This is a genomic window from Intrasporangium oryzae NRRL B-24470 (assembly GCF_000576595.1).
Classification (GTDB): Bacteria; Actinomycetota; Actinomycetes; order Actinomycetales; family Dermatophilaceae; genus Intrasporangium_C; species Intrasporangium_C oryzae.
Genome location: NZ_AWSA01000032.1, coordinates 25260 through 41687, shown reverse-complemented (window position 1 = coordinate 41687; position 16428 = coordinate 25260). Strand labels below are relative to the sequence as shown.

The following is a 16428-nucleotide window of genomic DNA, read 5'->3' as shown; positions in this document are numbered from 1 at the left end:
GTTCCGAGCATGATCACGGTTGAGCAGCCCTACGTCTACCGTCAGCGCGAGCTCGTCGAACCCGACTGGACACGCCTGCCCGGGTGGCGAGACGTGAGCCAGACCGACTGGGAGAGCGCCCAGTGGCAGCGCGCCCACTGCATCAAGTCCGTCGCGCAGCTGCGTGCCCTCATGGGCGACCTCCTCGACGACCGGTTCTACGCCGACCTCGAGCGCGACCAGGCCGAGCGCGCGACGATGTCGATGCTCGTGCCTCCGCAGATGCTCAACACGATGGTCCCCTCGACCGACTCCCGCATGCCGGCGGCGGGCGCCGCGTTCACCGCGGCCTTCTACGCCGACCCGGTCCGGCGCTACATGCTGCCCGTCTTCTCCGACCGGCGCACCGACTGGCCCTCGCACCCGCACGCGAGCCGCGACTCGCTCCACGAGCACGACATGTGGGTCGCCGAGGGCCTCACCCACCGCTACCCGACGAAGGTCCTCGCCGAGCTGCTCCCGACGTGCCCGCAGTACTGCGGCCACTGCACGCGCATGGACCTCGTCGGCAACTCGACCCCGCAGGTCGCCAAGCTCAAGTTCGGCCTCAAGCCGGTCGACCGGCACGCGGCGATGCTCGACTACCTGGCCTCGACCCCGACCGTGCGCGATGTCGTCGTCTCCGGCGGAGACGTCGCCAACATGCCCTGGAAGAACCTCGAGGGCTTCCTCGACCGTCTCCTCGAGATCGAGTCGGTGCGTGACATCCGGCTCGCCACCAAGGCCCTCATGGGGCTCCCCCAGCACTGGTATGCCGACGACGTCGTCGAGGGAGTCGGGCGCATCGCCACCAAGGCCCGCGCCCGGGGCGTCTCCCTGGCGATCCACACCCACGTCAACAGCGCCCAGTCGGTGACGCCGGGCGTCGCCCGGGCAGCTCGCGTGATGCTCGAGGCCGGCGTCCGCGATGTGCGCAACCAGGGCGTGCTCATGCGCGGGGTCAACGACAGCACCGAAGCACTGCTCGACCTCTGCTTCGCGCTCGCCGACGGCGCCTCCGTCACCCCGTACTACTTCTACATGTGCGACATGATCCCGTTCGCCGAGCACTGGCGGCTCTCCCTCGCCGAGGCCCAGCACCTCCAGCACTCGATCATGGGCTACCTGCCCGGCTTCGCGACGCCCCGCATCGTCTGTGACGTCCCCTTCGTCGGGAAGCGGTGGGTGCACCAGCAGGACGAGTACGACACCGAGCGCGGCATCTCCTACTGGCGCAAGAACTACCGCACCTCGATCGAGGGACAGGACACCGAAGCCCTCTCGCGGGAGTACGTCTACTACGACCCGATCTACACGCTGCCCGAAGCCGGACAGCAGTGGTGGCGTGCGGCCATCGACCACGACAGGGTCGTCGAGATCGCCGCCGAGAAGGCGGCTGCGAGCCGCTTGGCTGCGGAGTCGCAGCTCGTCTGACCCGGCCCCGAGCAGGGGCCGACCCGGGGAGGGTCGCGTCGGGGGCGGTGGCCGAAGGGCTCGCCGCCCCCGACGCTAGACTTCCCGGATGGCCCCCCGGACCTCGACCACCCGTGCGCGCGTGCCGCGTGCCGAGCGCGAGGCGCAGATGCTCGAGGTGGCCGAGCGGGTCTTCGCCGAGCGCGGCTTCCAGGCCACGACGATGGACGAGGTCGCCGAGCGCGTCGGGGTGACCAAGCCGCTCATCTACGACTACTTCGGGTCGAAGGAGGGGCTGCTCGCCGCCACGATCGAGCGAGCCCGCGGGCAGCTGCTCGGCGTCCTCATCGACGCGTGGGTCCTCGACCCGGAGGCCCCGGTGCGGGCCCGCGTCGGTGGGGTCGTCCTCGCGTTCTTCCGGTTCATGGAAGACCACGAACGAGCCTTCGCCCTCCTGCGCAACGAGGGAGCGCTCATCGGCGCGGCCTCCGAGTCGGTCGAGCGGATCCGGCAGCAGACGGCCAAGGCGTTCGCCGAGGGCCTGCGCACCCTGACGCCCTTCGACCTGCTCCCGGCCGCGAGACTCGACGCCATGGCCGAGATCGTCATCGGGGGGTGCGAGCGTCTCGCCGTGTGGCGGGCGACGCACCCGGGCACGACGTCAGAGGAGGCCACCGAGCTCGTCCTCAGCACCATCTGGGACGGCCTCTCGACCACGTCCGCCGGACTCTGATGGGACGCAGCCGACCCGGTGACGGTCCGTCGACCCCGGCCACCGTCGCCCTCGACCGTGCGGGAGTCCCCTACGTCCGCCACGCCTACGCGCACGACCCGGCCGCGTCGAGCTACGGCCTCGAGGCGGCCGCGGCCCTCGGTGTCCAACCCGCACGCGTGTTCAAGACGCTCCTCGTCGACACCGGTCGGGGCCTCGCCGTCGGGATCGTCGCGGTCGACGGGCAGCTCGACCTCAAGGCCATGGCGGCCGCCCTCTCGGTCAAGAGCGTCACAATGGCGCAGCGGGCCGACGCCGAGCGCAGCAGCGGCTATGTCCTCGGTGGCATCTCCCCGGTCGGGCAGCGCCGCTCGCTGCCCACGGTGCTCGACGACACGGCATACGGCTTCCCCACGATCTACGTGTCCGGTGGCCGGCGCGGGTTCGACATCGAGCTGTCGCCGGTCGACCTCGAGACCCAGACCCGTGCGACGCGCGCCCGCATCGGTCGGCCGTCGTGACGGCTCCCGCCCTTCGCGACACGACGGCGACCCGGTTACGGCTCGTCCTCGTCCTCGCGTCCCTGACGATGGTCGGTCCCTTCACCATCGACGCCATCTTCCCGGCGTTCGCGGCGATGACGCGCGAGCTCGCGGTCGACAAGGTTGCCATGCAGCAGTCGATCAGCGTCTACCTCGTGACCTTCGCCGTGGCGAGCCTCTTCCACGGTCCGATCTCCGACGCCGTCGGCCGGCGTCCCGTCATCCTCGCCGGCTGCGGGCTCTATGCCGTGACGAGCGTGCTCTGCGCCGTAGCGCCGAGCATGCCGCTCCTGCTCGGCGCCCGGGCCCTGCAGGGACTCGTCGCCGGGGCCGGCATGATCGTGGGCCGCACGGTCGTACGTGACCTCTACGACGGCCCGGCGGCGCAGCGGTTCATGAGCCACATCTCGATGGTCTTCGCGGTCGCGCCCGCGGTCGCGCCGATCGTCGGGGGCTGGATCCTCGGCTGGGGCTCCTGGCGGACGATCTTCGCGGTCCTCGCCGGCTACGGCGTGCTGCTCCTGGCCCTCGTGGGCCGGCTCCTGCCGGAGACCCACCCCCCGGCGGACCGGCTGCCGTTCCATCCGAAGCCGTTGCTCCGCTCGCTCGGGTCGGTCGCCATCGACGGCGGGGTCCTGCGCCTGTCGGCGGCGATCGCGCTCAACTTCGGCGCGCTCTTCCTCTACATCTCCTCGGCGCCGGCGATCGTCGTCGACCACCTGGGGCTCGGGGCGCAGGACTTCGGGGTCCTCTTCGTCCCCCTCGTGCTCACGATGATGCTCGGATCCTTCCTCACGGGGCGGCTCGTCGGCCATGTCAGGCAGGGCGTCTTCGTCCTGTCGGGGTTCCTGGTCTCGCTGGGCGGGTCCACCTTCGCGGTCATCTACCAGTCGACCTCGGACGCTCCCGCCGCACTCTGGACGGTGCTCCCTGCGGCTGCGGCCTCGCTCGGCGTGGCGCTCGTCTTCCCGATCCTCACGATCAGCCTGCTCGACCTGCGCCCGCGCGAGCGGGGTGCGGTCTCGTCGTTCCAGTCCTTCACGAGCACGTGCCTCAACGCCGTCATCGCCGGAGCCGTCTCCCCCCTCGTCAGCGGTTCCCTGACCACGCTCGCCCTCGTCGCGGGGGTGTTCACCCTCGGGGCGCTCACGCTCTGGGCGTGGCACCGCCGCACCCACGCACCCTGCGAGGCTCCCGCCGAGACACTGGTCGAGGAGCCGACGGAGATGCTCTGACGTCGCGTCGTATGCCGCTGGGCCGCTCGGTGCGCCCGCCCGCTCCGCGGCGGGTCAGGCTTCGTCACTGCTCTCCGGCGTGGCGTCGGCGCGGTGCGACGAGGCGCTGCGTCCCTCCCACGGTGTCGACAGGACGACCGTCGTGCGCGTCGAGACGTTGGCGGCCGAACGGATCCGGGCCAGCAGGTCCTCGAGGTCGGCCGGCTTCGAGACGCGCACCTTGAGGATGTAGCTCTCGACACCCGCCACGGAATGGCAGTCCTCGATCTCCCGGATGTGCGCGAGCCGATGGGGCACGTCGTCGGGGTCGCTCGGGTCGAACGGCGTCACGGAGATGAGTGCAGTGAGCGGCAGCCCGAGCGCGTCCGGGGACACGGTCGCGCTGTAGCCGGTGATGACCCCCCGCTCCTCGAGCCGTCGGACGCGCTGGTGCACGGCCGATGTCGAGAGCCCCGTGGCCCGGCCGAGGTCGGTGTAGCTCATGCGCCCGTCGGCGAGCAGCAGCCCGACGAGGCGGCGGTCGAGATCTTCCATGCGGGAAGGGTAGTCCAGCCGCGTCCGCGCCACCTGCGCGTCCATCCCTCGCCCCTCCCTCCCCTCCCTGACCGATGGAGGGTGCGCCGCTACCCTGACCGCATGGACGCCCCGGCCTCGAAGCTGCTGCTGCTCGACTCCGCCTCGCTCTACTTCAGGGCCTACTTCGGGGTCCCCGAGGTCGTCGGCCCGAGCGGGACCCCCACCAACGCCGTGCGCGGCCTGCTCGACATGATCGCCACCCTCGTCGAGCGGGGCCGGCCGACGCATCTCGCGGCCTGCTGGGACAACGACTGGCGGCCGGCCTTCCGCGTCGCCGCGATCCCCTCCTACAAGGCCCACCGCCTGGCTGCCGACGGCGGTGAAGAGGTGCCCGAGGCGCTCGCGGTCCAGGTCCCCCTCATCGAGGCGGCGCTCGCCGCGCTCGGACTCGCGCGCGTCGGGGTCGACGGCTACGAGGCGGACGACGTCATCGGGACCCTGGCGGGCTCCCACCGTGGCGCGATGCCGGTCGACATCGTGACGGGCGACCGCGACCTGTTCCAGCTCGTCGACGACGAGCACGCGATCCGGGTCCTCTACACCGCCCGGGGCGGGGTCCGCTCCCCCGACGTCGTCGACCAGGCGTTCATTGCCGGCAAGTACGGCGTGACGACCGGTCGGGCGTATGCCGACATGGCCGTACTCCGCGGCGACACGAGCGACGGTCTGCCCGGGGTGGCCGGGATCGGGGAGAAGACGGCCGCCAAGCTCATCACGTCATACGGCACGCTCGAAGCCCTCCGGGCGGCGATCGACGGGGGCGACCCGGCCCTCAAGGGAGCCCAGCGTGCTCGCCTCGAGGCCGCCAAGGACTACCTCGACGCAGCACCGCAGGTCGTGGCCGTGGCAGCCGACGCGCCCGTGCCTACCCTGGACCTCACCCTCCCGACCCGGGTGGCCGACCCCAGCCTCATGTCCCGGCTCGCTGTGGAGCACGGGCTGACGTCGTCCTTCGACCGGGTCCTCACGGCGCTCCGGATCGGCTGACCTCACCCGTTCCGCTCTGGCAGGCGCGCTGGGAGGCGTGAGCCGGGCGCCCGACGCGCTGCCTTCGCCGAAGGGCGCATACTTAAGGGTGATGTCTTCCCGATCCGCGCACCAGCGCCGCCACCTGTCCAGCAGCCCCTTCAACGCCGAGCCGACTCCTCAGGAGATCGAGCACTTCACGGCCGGGGACCGCGTCACACACGACCGCTACGGCGTGGGCACGGTCCTCGAGGACAGCGGTGCGACCGTGACGGTGTCCTTCGGCTCCGAGCGGGTCCGCATCGCCAGCCCGTTCACCAAGCTGACCAAGCTCTGACGGCACGCCCCTGCCGGGCCGGGATATGACGAGGGCCGACACCCGCTGGGTGTCGGCCCTCGTGCGTGGCGCGGGTGAGCTCACCCGCGAGCGTTCAGATCGCGCGGACGCGCATCGCCTGCGGGCCCTTCGGACCCTGCTCGACGTCGAACTCGACGGCCTGGTTCTCGTCGAGGCTGCGGTAGCCGTTGCCCTGGATCTCCGAGTAGTGGACGAAGACGTCCGGACCCTCGGTCGGGGCAATGAAGCCGAAGCCCTTCTCCGCGTTGAACCACTTGACGGTTCCCTGTGCCATGTTCTGCTCCTTCGATGGGGTGGGTAGGACCCTCGTCTGGGGGTCCGGGGCCGACTGAGACGCGACCACTCCAGAACCCTGAAGAAACAGCTGCGCTCGCATGTCGTTTGCGTGTGCGAGCGTGGAAACACCAACACCAAAGACGTCGACCCGTTATGCGAGCGTAACGGAACCGTGGCGTAATCACGCAATCGAGGGGCCGTGTCCGTCCGGCTCCCCGACGGGCCGCCGGGGAGCCGGACGGCGTCAGTCGAGGCGGTCGGCCGCGACGACACCTCGGAGCACCAGGTCGCTCGCCTTTCGCGCCGTGCGCTGGAGCTCCGGTCCGGCCGCGTCGGTGAGCTGCCCGAGGAGGTCGATGACCTGCTTGCACCGCCGCACGAAGTCCCCCGCGGCGAGGTCGGTTCCTCGGAGCACTTCCTCGAGGCGCTGGCCGCTCGCCCAGCGGTGGACGGCCCACGCGAGGCCCGGGTCCGGCATACCGGTGCGGGGCAGGGCCAGCGCTCCTTCGGCATCCTCGAGGTCGCTCCAGATCCGGACCATCGTGTCGTAGGCCTCGCGGACGTCGTCGTTGGGCCATCGCGGCGCGAGGCCGCCCTCCTCGCGACGTGGCTCGTGGATGAGGGTCGAGACGACGGCGGCGAGGGACGGCGCGTCGAGCCGGCGCCACACCTGCTCGCGGAGGCACTCCGCCGCGAGCAGGTCCTTCTCGGTGTAGAGCTGCCGCAGACGGTCCCCCTCGTGCGTGACGGTCTGGCCGGCGTGGGCGAGGTAGCCCATCTCGACGAGCAGCTCGCAGATCCGGTCGAAGGTCTTGGCGACCGAGTTGGTCCGGCCCTCGATCTTGCGCTGGAGCCCATCCGTCTCGCGTCGGAGGCGCCACCACCGCTCGGCCCAGCGGGCGTGGTGCTCGCGGTCGGGGCACTGGTGGCATGGGTGGGCCCGCATCCGCCGGCGGAGCTCGTCGATGCGGTCGTTGGCCGCGTCCTCGACGAGCGGACGCCGACGCGGAGGCGGATCGTGCGGCATAGAGGCGCGCAGGGTCGCCGCGAGGTCGCGACGAGCCTTGGGGTTCCTGACGTTGAAGGCCTTCGGGACGCGCATCGTCCCGAGCGGCTCGATCGGAGTCGGGACATCGTGGAGGGTGAGCCGGCGCAGGTGGTGGTCCTCGGTGACGACCGCGGGCGAGGCCGCCTCGCCCTTGCCGCCGCGGTTGGGCATGACCACGACGGCGAGACCGCTGTGGCGGCCGCTCGGGATCCGCACGATGTCGCCGATCTTGAGGTTCTCGAGAGAGATCGCCGCGGCCGCGCGCAGCGACGCCGACCTCACCTTGGCACCCTCCTTCTCGATCGTCTGGATCTCGTTGCGCAGCGCGGAGTACTCGGTGAAGTCGCCCAGGTGACAGTGCATCGACTCCGCATAGCCCTCGAGGGCCTCCTCGTTGCGCCGCACGGTGCGCACGAAACCGACCACGGCTCGGTCGGCCTGGAACTGCGCGAACGACGTCTCGAGGATCTCCCGGGCGGTCTCCCGGCCGAACTGGCGCACGAGGTTGACGGCCATGTTGTAGGTCGGCCGGAAGCTCGAACGGAGCGGGTAGGTGCGCGTCGAGGCGAGGCCGGCCACGGCTGCGGGATCGAGGCCACGCTTCCACACCACGACGGCATGGCCCTCGATGTCGATGCCGCGGCGCCCCGCGCGACCGGTCAGCTGCGTGTACTCAGCCGGCGAGATGTCGACGTGGCTCTCGCCGTTGAACTTGACGAGCTTCTCGAGCACGACCGTCCGCGCCGGCATGTTGATCCCGAGCGCGAGGGTCTCGGTGGCGAAGACGGCCCTGATCCGGCCCGCGGTGAAGAGCTCCTCGACGATCTCGCGGAAGGTGGGCAGCATGCCCGCATGGTGCGCGGCGAACCCGCGGGCGATCCCGTCGGCGAAGTCCCAGTAGCCGAGTACCGAGAGGTCCTCGTCGGCGAGCCCCTGGATGCGCTCTTCGACGAGACGGCGGTTGCTCTCACCCTCGGCCTCCGAGACGAGGCGCATCCCGCTCGCGAGCAGCTGCCCGACGGCGGCGTCGCAGCCTGCTCGGCTGAAGATGAAGGTGATGGCCGGCAGGAGCCCCTCCCGCTCGAGCCGTTCGATGACCTCGGCCCGGGTCGCACCGCCTCCGGGACGGCCCCCGACGGCGAAGGCTCGACCCCCGTCGCCGCCGCCCGGACCGCGACCGCTGGCGCCGCCCGAGCCGCCGCGGCGACCCCGACCGCCCCAGTCGTCGCGCCCGCGCCCCCGGTTGCCGGAGCCACGGCCCCGTCCGCCACGACCGGAGCCGCTCGACCAGTGGGCGTCCCAGGCGCCGCGTCCTTCCTGCCCGCGGATCGCGTGGACCAGGTCGGGGTTGACGCTGACCTCATGGGTTGCGGGACCCGCGGCCCCGCTCTCCTCGACGAAGAGGTCGAAGAGGGTCTGCCCCACCATCATGTGCTGCCAGAGCGGCACCGGCCGGTGCTCCGAGACGATGACCTCGGTGTCGCCACGCACCTCACCCAGCCAGGCACCGAACTCCTCGGCGTTGCTGACGGTCGCCGACAGCGAGACGACGCTGACGTCGGGGGGAAGGTGGATGATGACCTCCTCCCAGACGGCACCGCGGAAGCGGTCGGCGAGGTAGTGGACCTCGTCCATGACGACCCAGCCGAGGCCGCTCAGAGTGCTCGACCCGGCATACATCATGTTGCGCAGCACCTCGGTCGTCATGACGACGATCGGCGCCTCCCCGTTGATCGACGCGTCGCCCGTCAGCAGGCCCACGCGCTCGACGCCGTGCCGGCGCACCAGGTCGGTGTACTTCTGGTTGGACAGCGCCTTGATCGGCGTGGTGTAGAAGGCCTTGCGCCCGGTGGCGAGGGCGAGGTGGACGGCGAACTCGCCGACGACGGTCTTGCCCGCTCCGGTCGGAGCCGCGACGAGGACACCGCGGCCCTCCTCGACGGCTCGGCACGCCTCCACCTGGAAGTCGTCGAGCGGGAAGTCGTATGCCGTCGCGAACTCCTGCAGGTGCGGCCAGGTGGGGATCACGGGGTCACCTCCGGGACGACGACCGACAAGGCCCTCGGGACGACCTCGACGGCGAGCGGCAGGGCACCGAACGGCTCCCCGTCGGCCTGGGAACGAATACCGGTCGCCTCGAGACGCACCGTCCGGGCACGCCGGATCTCGACCGCAGGATGGTTCACGTGCGTGCCGGAGTACACCGACGGGAAGACGCGCAGGAACGCCGGGATCGAGATCTCGCGCAAGATGAGGACGTCGAAGAGGCCGTCGGTCACGTCGGCGTCGGGGCACACCCGCATCCCACCGCCGAAGGAGGTCGTGTTGGCGACCGCGACGAGCATCGCCTTGGTCTCGATGCGCTCGCCGTCGAGCTCGATGACGTACGGGATCGGTCGGAAGACCGGCAGCTCTCTCAGGAGCGCGAGGTTGTAGCGCATCTGGCCGCGAGGCCATCTCATCCGTGACGCCCGGTCGTTGACGATGGCGTCGAAGCCGGCGCCGAGGACCCCGCCGAACCAGGCACCGTCACCGGCAGGGGTGCACATCCGGCCCAGGTCGATCCGCCGGGTGGCGTCGAGGCCCACCAGCCGGACCGCGGCGACGGGGTCGCCCACGGGAAGTCCGAGGTTGCGCGCGAAGTCGTTGCCGGTGCCTGCCGCGACGACGGCAAGGTGCGTGTCGGTGCCGGCGCAGAGGTTGACGCCGAGGTGGACAAGGCCGTCGCCACCCACGACGACGACCGTGTCGACGCCGTCCGCGACGGCCGCCTCGGCCTGGGCCCGAGCCTGGGCATACGTCGTGCCGGAGACGTCGAGCACCTCGTGTCCCGCCTCGGTGAGCAGCCGGAGGGTCTCGGCTCCCCGAGCGCGCCCGGCGCCCTTGCCTGCGGTGGGGTTGACGACCAGGGCTACGCGGTGGGGCACACCCGAACGCTACAGGGAGCGCGCTGTCAGAGAGACGACGGCCGGTCGTCCGGGATGTCGAGCCAGTCGGGCTGGTGCTCCTGCTTGCGACGGTCGAACAGGAAGGCGAGCCCGACGGACGCGAAGTAGAGCGCGATCATCGGCGTCGCGAGGAAGAGCATGGTGTAGGCGTCCGGCGTGGGCGTCATGACCGCCGCGAAGACGAAGATGATCATGACGGCCGGTCGCCAGCCCTTGAGCATCGCCTGCGCCGGGATGACCCCGACCAGGTTGAGGGCGACGAGGAACACCGGCAGGAGGAAGGCGCAGCCGAAGGCGAGGATGAACTTGAGGACGAAGTTGAGGTACTGGGACCCGTCCTGGAGGTTGTAGGCGCCCGGCGGGGTGAAGCTGAGGAGCACGGTCACGGCCTTGGGAACCATGACGAAGGCGAACCCGCAGCCGGCCACGAACAGCGGCACCGCCGCGACGATGAAGAGGCGGGCGACCGTGCGCTCCCGCTTCGTCAGTCCGGGAACGATGAAGCGCCAGATCTGGAACAGCCAGACGGGTGAGGCGAGGATGAGCCCGACGAAGAGCGAGACGGTCAGCTGGAGGGAGAACGCGTCGGTCATCCCGGCGAAGTTGATGTTGACGACCCCGTCGCGGACCGCCTGGAGGTCCTTGAGCGGCTTCGTGAGGGCGCCGATGACCTTGTCGTAGTTGACCCAGCCGACGATGCCCGCGATGAGGATCGCCGCCGCGCTGATGGTGATGCGGTTGCGCAGCTCCCGAAGATGGTCGGCCAGGGCCATGCGACCCTCGGGGTTGCGTTTGCGCAGCAGGGATGGCATCGAGTTCCGCCGTCGGTCAGTTCGGTTGGGGTCGGGTCAGGGTCGGTGACGCCGGGCGTTCAGAGCGCGGAGTCGCGACGAAGGCGCTCGGCCTCGGCGCGGGCCTCGGCAGCCTTGGCCTCGGCCTCGGCGGCACGGGCCTCGGCCTCGAGCCGGGCCTGCTCGCTGTCGACGACGTCGCCCTGGACCGTGGCCTTCGAGGCGCTGCTCGCCGGCTTGCCGTCCTTCTTCATCTCGTCGACCTCGGACTTGAAGATGCGTGCCGAGCGCCCGAGGCTGCGGGCCATGTCGGGGAGCTTCTTCCAACCGAACAGGGCGATGACGACGATCGCGATGATGAGCAGCTCGGGGGCACCCAGACTGGGCATGTGTGTTCTCCTCGTGGAATGCCGACCCGGTCATCGGGCCGTGCGGTGCAGCGACGGTGCTGCAGGGACAGCATACGTGGGCCCGGTGAGTGTCACCTATGGGTCGGTCAGGTGCTCACTGGTCGAGACGCGCCGTCTCACCAGCCGGCGCCGGTCCGGTCCCCGAGGTCACGGCGGGGTCTGGCCGTAGGCGGCGAGAGCGGCCGTCGCCTCACGGGCCACGGCTTCCGCGAGCTCCGGCGGCTCGACGACCCGGGCCTGCCCACCGAGCCGGAGCATGAGCCGGCGCACGAGGGCGGGGTCGGCGACCTTGAGGGTGACCCGCACCGACCCGTCGCTCCCCCGGACCACCCCTTCGTTGGGGTAGTAGTCGGCGATCCACGCGGCCGCGCTGCTCGCCTCGATGACGACGGTCAGGTCGTTGGCGCCCGGCACGAACACGTCATCGAGGTCGCGGGGCCGCGCCTGCGGTGGCGGGGTCCCGTCGACGTCGAGGATCGTCGCCGACTCGATCCGGTCGAGCCGGAAGAGCCGGACGTCGTTGGCACGGTGGCACCAGCCCTCGACGTACCACTGGCCGTCGAGGTTGAGGATCCGCATGATGTCGACGTCGCGCTCGGTCGTCTCGTCGCGGGTTGCGACGTAGTACGTGAGGTGGACCCTGCGGCGCCGGCCGAAGGCCTCCTTGAGCGTGGCCATCGCCGGATGCTGGCTGCCGTCGTCGAGGTCGAGGGCGATCCGTCCCGTCGACTGCGCGGCGAGCGACGCCGTGGCCGCCCGGATCTTGGCGAGGGTCCGCTCGGCGATCTCCGAGCGGACGAGCGTCGACCCGAGGGCCTGCAGCCCCGCGGTCAGGGTGACGGCCTCGTCGCGGGTGAGGCGCATCGGCGTCGCGATGTCGTCGGCGTTGTCGAGGTAGATGTGGCCGCTGTCCCACTGGGCGTCGATCAGCTCGGCGTGGCCGTAGCCGGGGGTACCGCACACGAAGAGCAGCTCGAGGTCCTCGACGATCTGGGCCTCGGACACCCCGAACTCGTCGGCCGCCTCGGCGATCGGGACGCCGCGGTGCTGGAGGAGCCACGGCACGAGGTCGAGCAGGCGCCCGAGTCGCTGGGTCGCGGTCTCCGCCGGCCGCCTGGCCCGGCCGGCCCGACTGCTCTGAGTGCTCATCTCGTCCCTCCCCCGTTGGCGGCCGCCGCTCCCCGCAGCGCCGCGACGACACCGTCGACGAGCTCGGGCGGCGAGACGGCCACGGCGTGCGTCCCGAGCGCCACGACGTCACGTTCGGTGATGCCGCGGCGGTAGGGCACCTGCACCTCGGCCCACCGGCCGTCGAGCTCGCGCGTCGCGGTCGCGTGGACCCGCAGCGTGTGGCCCCGCCCGTGCCGCAGTCGGATGACGGCGATGCCCTCGGGGTCGGGCTCCTGGGCCTCGAGCGCGACCTCCGGGACGTGGCCTGTCGGCACGGCGTAGCTGCCGGCCCGGCCCTTCCTGCGCACCGCACCCTCGAAGCGGCTGAGGCGGAAGGCACGCTCGTCCTGGCGGTCGAGGTCGAACCCGGTGACGTACCAGCGTCCGTGCCAGTTCGTCAGGGCCCACGGCTGGATGTGTCGGGTGCTCAGTGCGCCGTCGGTGCGGCGGTAGTCGAAGGTGATCGGCTGGAGGGCGGCGACCGCGGCGTGCACGGCCTCGAACGCCGGCTCGCGCGTGCGGATCCGCGGCTCGACGCCCGCGGCGATCGACTCGTCGATCTCGACGCCGGACATGCGCAGCTTGCGCAGCCCCGCCGACGCGGCACCGGAGATGCTCGCCGTCGACCAGGCGCGGGCGGCGAGGGCGAGCGCGGCGACCTCGTCCGGCTCGAAGGAGATGGCCGGGAGGGCGGTCTCGCTGGCGTCGATGCGGTAGCCGACCTCGTCGTCGAAAAGCACGTCGATGACGGTCGTCGTGATGGGGATGCCCATCTCGCGCAGCTCGTCCTTGTCGCGCTCGAACATCCGGTCGAACGCCTCGTCGGAGCTCGCGGCGGCGTAGGCCGGCAGGGACTCGCGCAGCTTCTGCTTGGACACGGGTCGCCGTGCCGACTTCAGCGCGAGGATGAGGTTGAGCAGCCGCTCGGTCTTCTCCGCTGACGGAGACACTGGGCTCATCGACGACCTTCCTCGATCTGCCGGGCGGGGTGGCAGTCCGACGCTACCCGACGTCGGCGCCCGGACGCCTCGCGCGGCGGGATCGTGCCACGGAGCGCCGGACACGATCGCCGCTGGATAGGGTCGACGCCATGATCCAGTGGCGTACGGGAGTCGTCGACGAGGTGCGCGGGCGCTGGTCGGGTGTCGTCGAGTACGCCGCTCGGCTCCCCACCGGTGAGCAGGTCCGTGCCCTCGGCTACGTCGACATCGTCGGCGAGCTGGCGCCGGGAACGCGCGTCCTGCTCAACACGACGGCGCTCGAGCGGGGCCTCGGGACCGGTGGCCTCGCCATCGTGGTCGCGGCCCCCGACCACCTGCCGCCCGCGCGCGACGTCGCGTCGTTCCACGGCCACGTCGTCAAGGCGCGCTACACCCCGAGCCAGACGATGGTCCTCGGCGTCGACGAGCAGGACAGCGAGCACCACGCCGTGCTGGCCGACGCCGACGACCTGTCGGGGATGCCGGTCGTCGTGGCCGACCTCCACTCGGCGCTACCCGCGGTGATCGCGGGTGCGCGGGCGATCCGTCCCGGGACGCGGATCGCGTACGTCATGACGGACGGGGGCGCCCTGCCGATCCAGTTCTCGCGGACGGTCGCCGGGCTGCGTGACGCCGGCTGGCTCGAGGCATCGATCACGGTGGGCCAGTCGTTCGGTGGAGACCTCGAGGCGGTCAACGTCCACACCGGTCTGCTCGCGGCGCGCCACGTCGTCGGCGCCGACCTCGTGGTCGTGAGCCAGGGACCGGGCAACCTCGGCACCGGCACCCGGTGGGGTTTCTCGGGCACGTCGGCGGGTGAGGCCGTCAACGCGGCCTGGACCCTCGGCGGCCGGCCGGTGTGCTCCCTGCGCGTGTCGGAGGCCGACCCCCGCGAGAGGCACCGCGGCGTCTCCCACCACAGCCTGACGGCATACGGCCGGGTGGCTCTGGTCCCTGCTGACGTCCCCGTGCCGACGCTGGACGGCCCGTTCGGTGAGCGGGTCCGCGAGCAGGCCCGCCGCCTGTGCGAGGCCGGCGGAGACCGGCTCACGCTCCACGAGGTCGCCTGTGACGGCCTCGACGAGGCGCTGCGCGCCTCCCCGGTCGGGCTCTCGACAATGGGCCGGGGATACGACGACGACCGCGCCAGCTTCCTGGGCGCGGCCGTCGCCGGACGGTATGCCGCCGGGTTGCTTGCTCGCTGAACCGAACTCAGATCCCGGCCCGGGTCACCGGACGCGGGCCTCCCCGGCGGCTCAGCGCGCCGCCGTACTCAGCGGACGTCGTCGAGGTCGACGACGAAGATGAGCGTCTCGCCCGGAGCGATCGCCGCTCCGGCCCCCCGGTCGCCGTAGGCGAGGTGCGACGGGATGGTCAGCTTGCGGCGGCCACCGACCTTCATGCCCTGGATGCCGCGGTCCCAGCCCTGGATGACCATGCCGACGCCGAGGCGGAAGTCGAGCGGGGTGCCCCGGTTCCACGATGAGTCGAACTCCTCGCCGGTCGAGTGCGCCACGCCGACGTAGTGGGCGCTCACCGTGTCGCCTGCGGCCGCCTCGCGGCCGTCACCGACGATGATGTCCTCGATGACGAGGTCCGCAGGCGCCTCACCCTCGGGGAAGTCGATCTCGGGCTTGGTGCGGCTGGGGTCGAGTGCCATGGGTCATGGTCCCTTCGTCGATGGTCGGTGTGGCGGCCCCAGTCTGTCAGGCGCGCCGGACTGCGCGTCTGACAGACCGGGACCGAGGGCCGTGAGCCGACGTTCGTCGGCTCACGGCCCTCAATGGGTGTCCGTCAGTGGCCGCCGTCAGTTGGCGTCGAGGATGTCGACGACGAAGACGAGCGTGTCGGTGCCCGAGATCTTCGGCGGGCTGCCCTGGGCGCCGTAGCCGTCCTTGGGCGGGATGACGAGCAGGACCCGGCTGCCGACCTTCTTGCCGACGAGGGTGTTGTCCCAGCCGGGGATGACCTGCTTGACCCCGATCGGGAAGTCGGCGGCCGAACCGCGCTGCCAGGAGGAGTCGAAGAGGCTGCCGTCCTTCCAGAGGACACCGTGGTACTGCGCGGTGATGGTCTGGCCGGCCTTGACCGTCGGGCCGGTGCCCTCGATGAGGGTGACCTGCTTGGTCTCCGTGGGCGCCGCGGTCTTGGGAACCGTGACCGTCGGGGCCTTGGTCGGCCCGTCCTTGAACTCGACCTGCGGCAGGTCGGCCGGGACCGGCTTCTGCGTGCCGTCGATCTGGGTCATCGTCGTGTGGACGTCGGCGATGTCGGCGACGACGACGATCGTGTCCTTGCCGGTGATGCCGAGCTGCTGGTTGCCCGCCTCGCCGAAGGCGTCCTTCGGGGGGATGCTGAAGACGACGCGCGAGCCCTTCTGGACCCCGACGAGACCGGAGACGAAGCCCGGGATGAGGTCGGGGCGGCCGAGGCGGTAGCCCTCGGCGGTGCGGCCCTGGCCGTAGCCGTCGTCGAGCATCTTGCCGGACGTGCCGTTGAAGATCTGGGCCCGGATGCGGACCGTGTCCTTCGTCGTGGCGGCAGCTCCCGTGCCCGGGGTGAGGACGTTGCGCTCCACGGCGGCCGTGCTCACCGGCTTCGTGGCGAACGTGACCTTGGGCGCGGTGGTGAAGTCGACCGGACCGGCCGCGGTGACGCCCTTGAGAGCCGCGGAGGCGGCCACGGCGGGCTGCGCGGTGGCGGTCGTGGATGCCGGGGACGGCGCGGCCGTGGTCGCCGAACCCGACGGGTTCGAGGCCGAGCCGCAGGCGGTCAGGACGGTGAGGCCGAGCGCGAGGGCGCCGGCCAGGACGGGTCGGTTGAGACGCACAGGGTTGACTTTCGGTCGGTGGGCAGGCGGCGCCTGCGGGGCAGGGCCCCGTCTGGAGCCGCCGCCACTCTAACGCGCCTGTCTGTGCCGGGACCGATGCCGTCACAGCCCAGCCACAGGCTGGTGACAGGTGCGTGACCCGTCGGCCGCCAGAG

The 16428-nt window shown here is 71.4% G+C and carries 17 protein-coding genes; 7 read left to right on the top strand and 10 right to left on the bottom strand.

What is annotated here, in order from left to right; translation table 11 throughout:
* Window positions 1-9 precede the first annotated feature (9 nt).
* From N865_RS14490 to N865_RS14475, 4 genes are all read left to right on the top strand, one after another.
* The gene (locus N865_RS14490; RefSeq protein ID WP_034807326.1) at window positions 10-1452 is read left to right on the top strand and encodes a KamA family radical SAM protein; all 1443 of its coding nucleotides are present in this window, start codon (window positions 10-12) and stop codon (window positions 1450-1452) included.
* 88 nt (window positions 1453-1540) lie between these two features.
* Window positions 1541-2164: a TetR/AcrR family transcriptional regulator gene (locus tag N865_RS14485; protein ID WP_034807323.1), complete on the top strand. Its 624-nt coding sequence runs from the start codon at window positions 1541-1543 to the stop codon at window positions 2162-2164.
* Window positions 2164-2664, top strand: a complete 501-nt coding sequence (ybaK, locus tag N865_RS14480; RefSeq protein WP_034807321.1) for a Cys-tRNA(Pro) deacylase — start codon at window positions 2164-2166, stop codon at window positions 2662-2664. Before N865_RS14485 ends, ybaK begins: the two co-directional genes overlap by 1 nt.
* A complete protein-coding gene (locus tag N865_RS14475; protein WP_051510607.1) occupies window positions 2661-3920 on the top strand; it encodes a multidrug effflux MFS transporter in 1260 nt (419 codons plus the stop codon). Before ybaK ends, N865_RS14475 begins: the two co-directional genes overlap by 4 nt.
* A gap of 54 nt (window positions 3921-3974) precedes the next feature.
* On the opposite strand, the gene N865_RS14470 is transcribed toward N865_RS14475, so the two are convergent.
* The gene (locus N865_RS14470; protein WP_034807376.1) at window positions 3975-4454 is read right to left on the bottom strand and encodes an Lrp/AsnC family transcriptional regulator; all 480 of its coding nucleotides are present in this window, start codon (window positions 4452-4454) and stop codon (window positions 3975-3977) included.
* 102 nt (window positions 4455-4556) lie between these two features.
* Here N865_RS14470 and N865_RS14465 point away from each other — a divergent pair, with 102 nt between their 5' ends.
* Window positions 4557-5483, top strand: a complete 927-nt coding sequence (locus N865_RS14465) for a 5'-3' exonuclease (RefSeq protein WP_034807320.1) — start codon at window positions 4557-4559, stop codon at window positions 5481-5483.
* Between the two features lie 91 nt (window positions 5484-5574).
* Entirely contained in the window at window positions 5575-5799 is a 225-nt protein-coding gene (locus N865_RS14460) for a hypothetical protein (protein ID WP_034807373.1), read from the top strand.
* A 94-nt stretch (window positions 5800-5893) separates the two neighbouring features.
* Here the strand turns inward: N865_RS14460 and N865_RS14455 are convergent, their stop codons facing one another.
* The 7 genes from N865_RS14455 to N865_RS14425 all read right to left on the bottom strand — a co-directional run bounded on the left by N865_RS14455 (window position 5894) and on the right by N865_RS14425 (window position 13422).
* On the bottom strand, window positions 5894-6094 hold the full coding sequence (locus tag N865_RS14455) for a cold-shock protein (protein WP_034807318.1): 201 nt from the start codon (window positions 6092-6094) through the stop codon (window positions 5894-5896).
* Window positions 6095-6340: 246 nt separating this feature from the next.
* Complete coding sequence (locus N865_RS14450) at window positions 6341-9172, bottom strand: DEAD/DEAH box helicase (protein WP_034807316.1); 2832 nt, start codon at window positions 9170-9172, stop codon at window positions 6341-6343.
* The gene (locus N865_RS14445; protein WP_034807314.1) at window positions 9169-10071 is read right to left on the bottom strand and encodes a diacylglycerol kinase; all 903 of its coding nucleotides are present in this window, start codon (window positions 10069-10071) and stop codon (window positions 9169-9171) included. The genes N865_RS14450 and N865_RS14445 overlap by 4 nt, the downstream gene beginning before the upstream one ends.
* Before the next feature lie 26 nt (window positions 10072-10097).
* Window positions 10098-10904, bottom strand: coding sequence for a twin-arginine translocase subunit TatC (gene tatC / locus N865_RS14440; RefSeq protein ID WP_245603772.1), 807 nt, complete (start codon window positions 10902-10904; stop codon window positions 10098-10100).
* A 59-nt stretch (window positions 10905-10963) separates the two neighbouring features.
* Window positions 10964-11272 carry a Sec-independent protein translocase subunit TatA gene (tatA, locus tag N865_RS14435; RefSeq protein WP_034807310.1) on the bottom strand — a complete coding sequence of 103 codons (309 nt, stop codon included), beginning with the start codon at window positions 11270-11272 and terminating at the stop codon, window positions 10964-10966.
* Between the two features lie 168 nt (window positions 11273-11440).
* Window positions 11441-12442, bottom strand: a complete 1002-nt coding sequence (locus N865_RS14430; protein ID WP_034807308.1) for a helix-turn-helix transcriptional regulator — start codon at window positions 12440-12442, stop codon at window positions 11441-11443.
* Window positions 12439-13422 (bottom strand): helix-turn-helix transcriptional regulator, encoded by a 984-nt coding sequence (locus N865_RS14425; RefSeq protein WP_034807305.1) that lies wholly within the window; start codon window positions 13420-13422, stop codon window positions 12439-12441. The genes N865_RS14430 and N865_RS14425 overlap by 4 nt, the downstream gene beginning before the upstream one ends.
* A gap of 131 nt (window positions 13423-13553) precedes the next feature.
* On the opposite strand from N865_RS14425, the gene N865_RS14420 reads away from it, so the two are divergent.
* The gene (locus N865_RS14420) at window positions 13554-14648 is read left to right on the top strand and encodes a DUF3866 family protein (protein ID WP_034807303.1); all 1095 of its coding nucleotides are present in this window, start codon (window positions 13554-13556) and stop codon (window positions 14646-14648) included.
* Window positions 14649-14716: 68 nt separating this feature from the next.
* Here N865_RS14420 and N865_RS14415 read toward each other — a convergent pair whose 3' ends face one another.
* On the bottom strand, window positions 14717-15103 hold the full coding sequence (locus N865_RS14415; protein WP_034807301.1) for an FKBP-type peptidyl-prolyl cis-trans isomerase: 387 nt from the start codon (window positions 15101-15103) through the stop codon (window positions 14717-14719).
* A gap of 147 nt (window positions 15104-15250) precedes the next feature.
* Entirely contained in the window at window positions 15251-16273 is a 1023-nt protein-coding gene (locus tag N865_RS14410; protein WP_034807299.1) for an FKBP-type peptidyl-prolyl cis-trans isomerase, read from the bottom strand.
* Between the last annotated feature and the right edge of the window lie 155 nt (window positions 16274-16428).

Excerpts from the sequence above, each read along its gene's own strand:
- N865_RS14490 (WP_034807326.1), top strand. The coding sequence starts at position 10 with ATGATCACGGTTGAGCAGCCCTACGTCTACCGTCAGCGCGAGCTCGTC.
- N865_RS14485 (WP_034807323.1), top strand. The coding sequence starts at position 1,541 with ATGGCCCCCCGGACCTCGACCACCCGTGCGCGCGTGCCGCGTGCCGAG.
- ybaK (WP_034807321.1), top strand. The coding sequence starts at position 2,164 with ATGGGACGCAGCCGACCCGGTGACGGTCCGTCGACCCCGGCCACCGTC.
- N865_RS14470 (WP_034807376.1), bottom strand. The coding sequence starts at position 4,454 with ATGGAAGATCTCGACCGCCGCCTCGTCGGGCTGCTGCTCGCCGACGGG.
- N865_RS14465 (WP_034807320.1), top strand. The coding sequence starts at position 4,557 with ATGGACGCCCCGGCCTCGAAGCTGCTGCTGCTCGACTCCGCCTCGCTC.
- N865_RS14460 (WP_034807373.1), top strand. The coding sequence starts at position 5,575 with ATGTCTTCCCGATCCGCGCACCAGCGCCGCCACCTGTCCAGCAGCCCC.
- N865_RS14455 (WP_034807318.1), bottom strand. The coding sequence starts at position 6,094 with ATGGCACAGGGAACCGTCAAGTGGTTCAACGCGGAGAAGGGCTTCGGC.
- tatC (WP_245603772.1), bottom strand. The coding sequence starts at position 10,904 with ATGCCATCCCTGCTGCGCAAACGCAACCCCGAGGGTCGCATGGCCCTG.
- tatA (WP_034807310.1), bottom strand. The coding sequence starts at position 11,272 with ATGCCCAGTCTGGGTGCCCCCGAGCTGCTCATCATCGCGATCGTCGTC.
- N865_RS14430 (WP_034807308.1), bottom strand. The coding sequence starts at position 12,442 with ATGAGCACTCAGAGCAGTCGGGCCGGCCGGGCCAGGCGGCCGGCGGAG.
- N865_RS14425 (WP_034807305.1), bottom strand. The coding sequence starts at position 13,422 with ATGAGCCCAGTGTCTCCGTCAGCGGAGAAGACCGAGCGGCTGCTCAAC.
- N865_RS14420 (WP_034807303.1), top strand. The coding sequence starts at position 13,554 with ATGATCCAGTGGCGTACGGGAGTCGTCGACGAGGTGCGCGGGCGCTGG.
- N865_RS14415 (WP_034807301.1), bottom strand. The coding sequence starts at position 15,103 with ATGGCACTCGACCCCAGCCGCACCAAGCCCGAGATCGACTTCCCCGAG.